At 60.3% G+C, this 7,707-nt stretch carries 8 protein-coding genes; 3 read left to right on the top strand and 5 right to left on the bottom strand.

All coding sequences use genetic code 11. From position 1 onward, the window contains the following. Positions 1-115: 115 nt before the first annotated feature. From rplS to ffh, 5 genes are all read right to left on the bottom strand, one after another. The gene (rplS, locus tag K9857_RS28905; protein WP_009047143.1) at positions 116-466 is read right to left on the bottom strand and encodes a 50S ribosomal protein L19; all 351 of its coding nucleotides are present in this window, start codon (positions 464-466) and stop codon (positions 116-118) included. A 45-nt stretch (positions 467-511) separates the two neighbouring features. Beyond that, a complete protein-coding gene (trmD, locus tag K9857_RS28900) occupies positions 512-1,264 on the bottom strand; it encodes a tRNA (guanosine(37)-N1)-methyltransferase TrmD (RefSeq protein WP_175377880.1) in 753 nt (250 codons plus the stop codon). A 2-nt stretch (positions 1,265-1,266) separates the two neighbouring features. After that, entirely contained in the window at positions 1,267-1,803 is a 537-nt protein-coding gene (gene rimM, locus K9857_RS28895) for a ribosome maturation factor RimM (protein WP_224541762.1), read from the bottom strand. 5 nt (positions 1,804-1,808) lie between these two features. Then, positions 1,809-2,060, bottom strand: a complete 252-nt coding sequence (gene rpsP / locus K9857_RS28890; protein WP_224541759.1) for a 30S ribosomal protein S16 — start codon at positions 2,058-2,060, stop codon at positions 1,809-1,811. 250 nt (positions 2,061-2,310) lie between these two features. Further along, positions 2,311-3,687 (bottom strand): signal recognition particle protein, encoded by a 1,377-nt coding sequence (ffh, locus tag K9857_RS28885; protein WP_224541757.1) that lies wholly within the window; start codon positions 3,685-3,687, stop codon positions 2,311-2,313. 209 nt (positions 3,688-3,896) lie between these two features. Here ffh and K9857_RS28880 point away from each other — a divergent pair, with 209 nt between their 5' ends. The 3 genes from K9857_RS28880 (at position 3,897) to K9857_RS28870 (ending at position 7,666) form a co-directional block, all read left to right on the top strand. Further along, positions 3,897-4,709: an inner membrane protein YpjD gene (locus K9857_RS28880; protein WP_224541755.1), complete on the top strand. Its 813-nt coding sequence runs from the start codon at positions 3,897-3,899 to the stop codon at positions 4,707-4,709. Positions 4,710-4,721: 12 nt separating this feature from the next. After that, positions 4,722-5,966 carry a transporter associated domain-containing protein gene (locus tag K9857_RS28875; protein WP_224541752.1) on the top strand — a complete coding sequence of 415 codons (1,245 nt, stop codon included), beginning with the start codon at positions 4,722-4,724 and terminating at the stop codon, positions 5,964-5,966. A gap of 386 nt (positions 5,967-6,352) precedes the next feature. Further along, positions 6,353-7,666, top strand: coding sequence for an MFS transporter (locus K9857_RS28870; RefSeq protein WP_224541750.1), 1,314 nt, complete (start codon positions 6,353-6,355; stop codon positions 7,664-7,666). Positions 7,667-7,707: the final 41 nt, after the last annotated feature.

Genomic DNA, 7,707 nt, shown 5'->3' with positions numbered 1-7,707 from the left:
TTGGTGCGAATGACGCCTTCGCGGGCAAGCCTCGCTCCTACAGGGGGTTGTGGATAAATCGCGGACAACAAAAAAGCAGCCCGTAGGCTGCTTTTTTCTGCATCGGAAGCTGGACTTAAGCCAGTTTTTCCTTGATGCGAGCTGCTTTACCCGACAGGTCGCGCAGGTAGTACAGCTTGGCTTTACGTACGTCACCGCGACGCTTGACAGCCATGCTGTCGATCTGCGGGCTGTAGGTCTGGAAAGTACGCTCTACGCCAACACCGTTGGAGATTTTACGAACGGTGAATGCACTGTTCACGCCGCGGTTACGCTTGGCGATTACAACGCCTTCGAACGCTTGCAGACGGGAACGATCGCCTTCCTTCACTTTCACCTGAACGACAATGGTGTCGCCCGGGGCAAAGGCTGGGATCTCTTTGGTCATCTGCTCTGCTTCGAGTGCAAGGATGATTTTGTTAGTCATGCTGTGCTCCTAAGGTAAATCGTCTGATCTACCATCGATACGTTGTTAACTATCGTCCCGCTCGCGGAGATATTCCTCGAGCAGCTTCTTCTCTTCTCCAGAAAGCGAGCGGCTTTCCAGAAGATCGACGCGTCGTTCATAGGTCCGACCAAGGGACTGCTGTAAACGCCAACGCCGGATGTGCGCGTGATTGCCACTTAGCAACACGTCGGGAACACGCTGATCCGCATACACCTCAGGTCGGGTGTAGTGCGGGCAATCGAGCAGACCATCCGTAAAGGAATCTTCCTCGGCGGAGTCCGCATGCCCTAAAGCTCCGGGCAGCAGTCGTGTAACCGCATCGATCAGGACCATCGCCGGCAGCTCGCCGCCAGACAGTACATAGTCGCCAATCGACCACTCTTCATCGACATGAGCCTCAATAAAGCGCTCGTCAATGCCTTCATAACGACCGGCAATCAGGATCAATGCATCCAGATTCGCCAGATCGCGTACCGCCGACTGATTCAGCTGACGGCCTTGGGGGGACAGGTAAATCACCTTCGCTCCCTCCCCGGCGGCTGCCTTGGCCTGAACCAACGCGTCTTCCAGGGGCTTGATCTTCATCACCATGCCCGGACCACCGCCAAATGGGCGATCATCCACAGTGTGATGTCGATCCGTCGTGTAGTCTCGCGGGTTCCAACAGGTGAGCTGCAACAGCCCCTGTTTCACCGCCCGACTGGTGATGCCGTACTCGCTGATGGCGGAGAACATCTCGGGAAACAGACTGATCACTTCTACGCGCAAATTAGCCACGCTTAGAAATCCGCGTCCCAGTCCACCTTCATCTCGCCTGCTGCCAGGTCGACGGCCAACACGCATTGCTCGGTATAGGGCAACAGGCGTTCGCGATCATCCAGGCTGCCAGCGCAAGGCTTGACCACCATTACATCGTTCGAGCCGGTCTCCAGCAGGTGATCGATCTTCCCGAACAGTTGTCCGAGGGTGTCGATGACCTTGAGACCTTCCAGCTGGTACCAGTAGTACTCGCCGTCGGTCAGTTCAGGGAACAGGTTGCGCGGCACGCAGATCTCATAACCGGCCAGAAGACGAGCTTCTTCACGATCATCGAGACCCTTGAGCTTTGCGACCAGGAATTTTTCATTCCCGCGTCCGCTGACCAGCTCTACCTGCTTCACATTGCCGTCGCGCTTGAGCGTCCAGGTTTTGTAGTCCAGCAGGTTTTTGATCGGATCAGTAAAGGAATACACCTTCACTTCGCCGCGAACGCCGTGAACAGAGTAAATCTTGCCGATAACGATCAGATCATCAGCAACAGTTGGCGTCGCGTTCATATTGCTCAGGCCGCGGCCTTAGCAGCGTCCTTCAGCAACTGAGCAACACGCTCAGAAGGCTGTGCACCAACGCTCAGCCAGTAGGCTACGCGCTCTTGGTTCACGGACAGACGGACTTCCTGACCACGGGCAACAGGATTGAAGTAGCCAATCTGTTCTTTGTGGGAACCGTCGCGCGGGTTGCGGCTGTCGGTTACGGTCAGGTGGTAAAACGGGCGCTTTTTGGAGCCGCCAAGGGCAAGACGGATTGTTAGCATGTGAACATCGTTCCTGTAGTCGGTGCTGCAAATCTAAAGGCACAGCGGGCATGGGTGCCCGAAAGGCCGCATATTCTAAGGAATATCCGGACTTTTGCAAATGACTTTTTCCGGCGGCCTATCAGCCGCCATGCAGATTTGCTATAGAGCCGTCATTGAAAACGGCCTGTCGGCTCCCGCCAAGTGCGGGTTTACCGTTTGTCCCACATTTCTGTGGATCAGCGCCGGCAGGGGTGCCGGCGCGAATTCTTTACATTTTCGGCATGCCGCCGCCAGGCAACATTCCGCCCATGCCGCGCATCATCTTGGCCATACCGCCCTTGGCGGAGAATTTCTTCATCATCTTCTGCATCTGCTTGTGCTGCTTGATCAAGCGACCGATGTCCTGCACCTGGGTGCCGGAACCCATGGCGATACGACGCTTGCGCGAACCGCTGATCAGCTCGGGGTCGCGGCGCTCGGCCGGGGTCATGGAGTTGATGATGGCTTCCATCTGCTTGAACTGTTTCTCCGCCGCATTCTGGGCATTGCCCATCTGCGCCAGGTTCACGCCGCCCATGTTGGGCAGTTTGTCCATGAGGCCGCCGAGGCCGCCCATGTTCTTCATCTGTTGCAGCTGGTCGCGGAAGTCTTCGAGGTCGAAGCCCTTGCCCTTCTTCAGCTTCTTGGCCAGCTTGTCGGCCTTGTCCTTGTCGAGGGTCGCTTCGGCCTGTTCGATCAGGCTGAGCACGTCGCCCATGCCGAGGATGCGCGAGGCGATACGCTCAGGGTGGAACGGATCGAGCGCTTCGCTCTTCTCGCCCATACCGATGAACTTGATCGGCTTGCCGGTGATGGCGCGGACCGACAGTGCGGCACCGCCACGGGCGTCACCGTCGACCTTGGTCAGGATCACACCGGTCAGCGGCAGTGCGTCGCCGAAGGCCTTGGCCGTGTTGGCGGCGTCCTGGCCGGTCATGGCGTCGACCACGAACAGGGTTTCGACCGGGTTGATCGCGGCGTGCAGGGCCTTGATCTCGCCCATCATCTCTTCATCGATGTGCAGGCGACCGGCGGTGTCGACGATCACCACGTCGATGAATTTGAGTTTTGCTTCCTTAATAGCAGCCTGGGCGATGTCGACCGGCTTCTGGCTCAGGTCAGACGGGAAGAACGTCACGCCGATGTCGGTGGCCAGGGTTTCGAGCTGCTTGATCGCTGCCGGACGGTAAACGTCGGCGGACACGACCATGACCGACTTCTTCTTGCGCTCTTTAAGGAAGCGCGCGAGCTTGCCGGCGGTGGTGGTTTTACCAGCACCCTGCAAACCGGCCATCAGAATCACGGCGGGCGGGACGGCGCTCAGGTTCAAGTCTTCGTTGGCCGCGCCCATCAGGCTTTCGAGTTCGGCCTGGACGATCTTCACGAAGGCCTGGCCCGGGGTCAGGCTGCGGGACACTTCGGTGCCGACCGCACGCTCCTTGACCGAGTTGACGAAGTCCTTGACCACCGGCAGGGCGACGTCGGCCTCGAGCAACGCCATGCGCACTTCGCGCAGGGTGTCTTTGATGTTGTCTTCGGTCAGCTTCGCCTTGCCGGTGACATGGCGCAGCGTCTGCGAGAGGCGGTCGGTTAAGTTTTCAAACATTGCGCGATCCTTTCAGGCCCTGTGTAGACCGGGATAATGGCGGCCCGGACCGGACCAAACGGGTTCTCGGCGAGCCTGCGGCGTGGGCAGGTCGCGGATTATAGCGAAGACTGCGTCTGGCGCACACCCGCCGTCAGCTTGACTGGTCTTTCGTGCCGTGGGGGTTCTATGCCAAACTCAGCGACTTTCGGGCTTGCCTAACAGGACTTATGCTCCCCTTGTCACCCAGTTTGCTCAGCACCCTCGCCGCCGCCTGTCTATATGCCGCTGCGACTCTCTATCAAGGCACCCGCCTGGCCACCTGCGCCAAGGCGAACAAACGCCTGCTGGTCATCCTCGGCGTGCTCGCCGTGCTGGCCCACAGCGTCAGCCTCGTCGCCCACTTGTTGACGCCGGTTGGTCTGGGTCTGGACTTTTTCAGCGCCGCCAGCCTGATCGCCGCAGCCGTCATCGCCCTGACGCTTATCGCCTGCTCGCGGATCCCGGTGGAAAACCTGCTGGTGTTGCTGTTCCCGCTCGGGGCGCTGACGGTGCTGCTGGCGCAGTTCGCGCCCGCCGGAACCGTGCAGGTGATCGACGAGGAACCAGGCATCCTCGCCCACATCCTGCTGTCGATCCTGGCCTACGGCATGTTCACCATCGCGGTGTTCCAGGCTTTGCTGCTGCTGGTCCAGGACCATCAGCTCAAGCACAAGCACCCGTCCGGGCTGATCAAGAACTTCCCGCCGCTGCAAACCATGGAAAGCCTGTTGTTCGGCTTCCTCTGGGCCGGCTGGTCGCTGTTGTCGATGTCGCTGATTTCCGGCTGGCTGTTCGTCGAAAACCTGTTCGCCCAGCATCTGGTGCACAAGACCCTGCTGGCGTGTCTGGCCTGGGTGGTCTTCAGTGTGCTGCTGTGGGGTCGCAACCGTCTCGGTTGGCGCGGACACAAGGCCATTCGCTGGACCCTCGCCGGTTTCTGCCTGCTGATGCTGGCCTATTTCGGCAGCAAGCTGGTCCGTGAATACATCCTGCACATCTGACGGGCGGCATTAATGGATGACTTGCCCTTAGGGCCGATGTTCGCAGTTGTAGCCCTGCTGATTCTCTGGTCGGCGCTGTTTTCGGCCATCGAATCCGCTCACCAGCATCTGCTGGCCAAGCGCACCGCGTCGCGCTCCAGCGACAAGCCGCTGGCCAGGCTGAACTTCCCGCTCAACAGCCTGATCTTCTGCAACACCCTGTGCCGCACGCTGGTAGTGGTGATCTGCACCCTGCTGGCGGTCTTCACCTGGGCGGAAAACGGTCCATGGGCCGCGTGCCTTGGTGCAGGCGCCGCCTTGCTGGTGTTTACCGACTATCTGCCGCGCACCCTCGCCACTCGCCATCCGGATGCGATCCTGGCTCTGGGCAACCAACTGCTGCCGATTCCGCTGAAGATCCTGTATCCGGCCGCTTGGCTGCTCAACGCCATCAGCCAACTGCTGCTGCGTCCGTTCGTGCGCAAAGCCAAGGTGGTGCAGCAAAGCGAAGACGAGCCACCGGTGGAGCAGCATGACGATCACGAACCCGCCGTCTGCCGCCCGCATTCGCTGCCCGGCATTCATGCGCTGGACAACATCACGGTCAACGACATTCTGGTGCCGCGCAGTGAAGTCGACGGGATCAACCTCGACGATCCGATCGATGAAATCATCGAGCAGTTGCGCGACAACAATCGCACGCGCCTGCCGGTGTTCCACAGCGACATCAATCAGGTCGAAGCGGTGCTCAATACCCGGCAGATCGGTCACCTGCTGGCCGACGGCAGCCTGACGGTCGACGATCTGCTGGCCGCCAGCCGCGAGCCCTACTTCGTGCCGGAAAGCACTCCGCTGCAACTGCAACTGCTGAACTTTCACAAGCAGCAGCGCCGCCTGGGCATGGTGGTCGACGAGTACGGCGAAGTGCTGGGCATCGTGACCCTGGAAGACATTCTCGAAGAGATCGTCGGCGAGTTCGAAAGCCAGCAGAACATGGACAACCCGCACATCCATCCACAGGCCGACGGCCGCCTGGTGATCGATGGCGCCGCGACCATCCGCGAGCTGAACAAGAGCCTGGGCTGGCACCTGCCCAGCGATGGCCCGAAAACCCTGAACGGCCTGGTGACCGAGGCGCTGGAAACCATTCCCGAGAGCGCGGTATGCCTGAAGATCGGCCGTTATCGCCTGGAAATCCTGCAGACCGAAGACAATCGCGTGACGCGGGTGTTGATCTGGCAGACCACGGCGACGCCTGCGATGGTTCCTGTCCGGTAAAAGATCAAAAGATCGCAGCCTCGTTTCACTCGACAGCTCCTACACAAAATCAGCGGTATCCACAAAACCTGTGGGAGCGGGCTTGCCCGCGAAGGCGGTGCATCAGGCGACATCGATGCTGGATGTGCCGGCCTCTTCGCGGGCAAGCCCGCTCCCACAGTGGATTTTTGTGGGCTGCAGATATTGCGTACTGCCCGTCAGGGGCTTGGCGGGAAATGCGATCTTTTTTGTCCTTGTTGAATCGTTAGCCTCCTTCCTATAATCGATCCGCTTACCCAAGCCCCCTCTGTACCGTGCTACCCGCACTCCGCTGCAAGCCCACATCCCTGGGTGTTCGACCATAATAATTCGCTCCACCGGAGCACATGACTGTCAGGGATTACCGCATGACAACCAGCACGACTTACAGCGATTCCGCGCCTGCACCGACGAACTCCGCCACCCGTGTCGCCACGGCGAGCTTCATCGGCACCGCCATCGAGTTCTACGATTTCTACGTTTATGCCACCGCCGCCGCGCTGGTGATCGGGCCGGTGTTCTTTCCGCAGACCTCCGGCACGGCCCAGATGCTTTCGGCCTTCCTGACGTTTGGCATCGCCTTCCTTGCCCGCCCCCTCGGTTCGGCGCTGTTCGGTCACTTCGGTGATCGCATCGGGCGCAAATCCACGCTGGTAGCTTCTCTTCTGTTGATGGGCGTGTGTACCACGCTGATCGGCGTGCTGCCGGGTTACGACAGCATCGGCGCCTGGGCTCCGATCCTGCTCTGTGTGCTGCGTTTCGGTCAGGGCCTCGGGCTGGGCGGTGAATGGGGTGGCGCGGCGTTGCTCGCCACCGAAAACGCCCCCAAGGACAAACGCGCCTGGTTTGGCATGTTCCCGCAGCTCGGCCCTTCCATCGGTTTCCTGGCAGCCAACGGACTGTTTTTGACGTTAGCGATGGTGCTGGACGACGAACAGTTCCGCTCCTGGGGCTGGCGGATTCCGTTCCTGCTCAGCGCCGCATTGGTGATGGTCGGCCTGTACGTGCGCCTCAAGCTGCACGAGACGCCGGTGTTCGCCAATGCCATGGCCCGTGAAGAGCGGGTGAAGATCCCGCTGGTCGAGCTGTTCAGCCAGTACTGGCTGCCGGTGCTGCTGGGTGCCGGGGCGATGGTGGTGTGTTACGCGCTGTTTTATATCTCCACGGTGTTTTCCCTCAGTTATGGTGTGGCGACCCTGGGTTACAGCCGCGAAACCTTCCTCGGCCTGCTGTGCTTTGCCGTGCTGTTCATGGCGGCGGCCACGCCGTTGTCGGCCTGGGCGAGCGACAAGCTGGGCCGCAAGCCGGTGCTGATCGTCGGTGGTGTGCTGGCGATTCTGTCCGGTTTCCTGATGGAGCCGCTGCTGACCCAGGGTTCGACCTGGGGCGTGGCGCTGTTCCTGTGCATTGAATTGTTCCTGATGGGCGTGACCTTCGCGCCGATGGGTGCGCTGCTGCCGGAGCTGTTTCCTACGCACGTGCGCTACACCGGCGCCTCGGCGGCCTACAACCTGGGCGGGATCGTCGGCGCCTCGGCGGCACCGTTCTTTGCCCAGAAGCTGGTGGCGATGGGTGGCTTGGGTTATGTCGGCGGGTATGTGTCGGGGGCGGCGGTGTTGAGCCTGATTGCCGTGCTGTGCCTGAAAGAGACGCGCCATAACGATCTGAATCGCATCGACTGACAGATGGCCTTCGCGGGCAAGCCTCGCTCCTACAGGGCATC

Origin of the sequence: Pseudomonas sp. REP124 (assembly GCF_020164475.1) — a bacterium.
Lineage (GTDB): Bacteria > Pseudomonadota > Gammaproteobacteria > Pseudomonadales > Pseudomonadaceae > Aquipseudomonas.
Note: the sequence above shows the minus strand (reverse complement) of the source record. Positions and strands in the feature narration are given on the sequence as shown.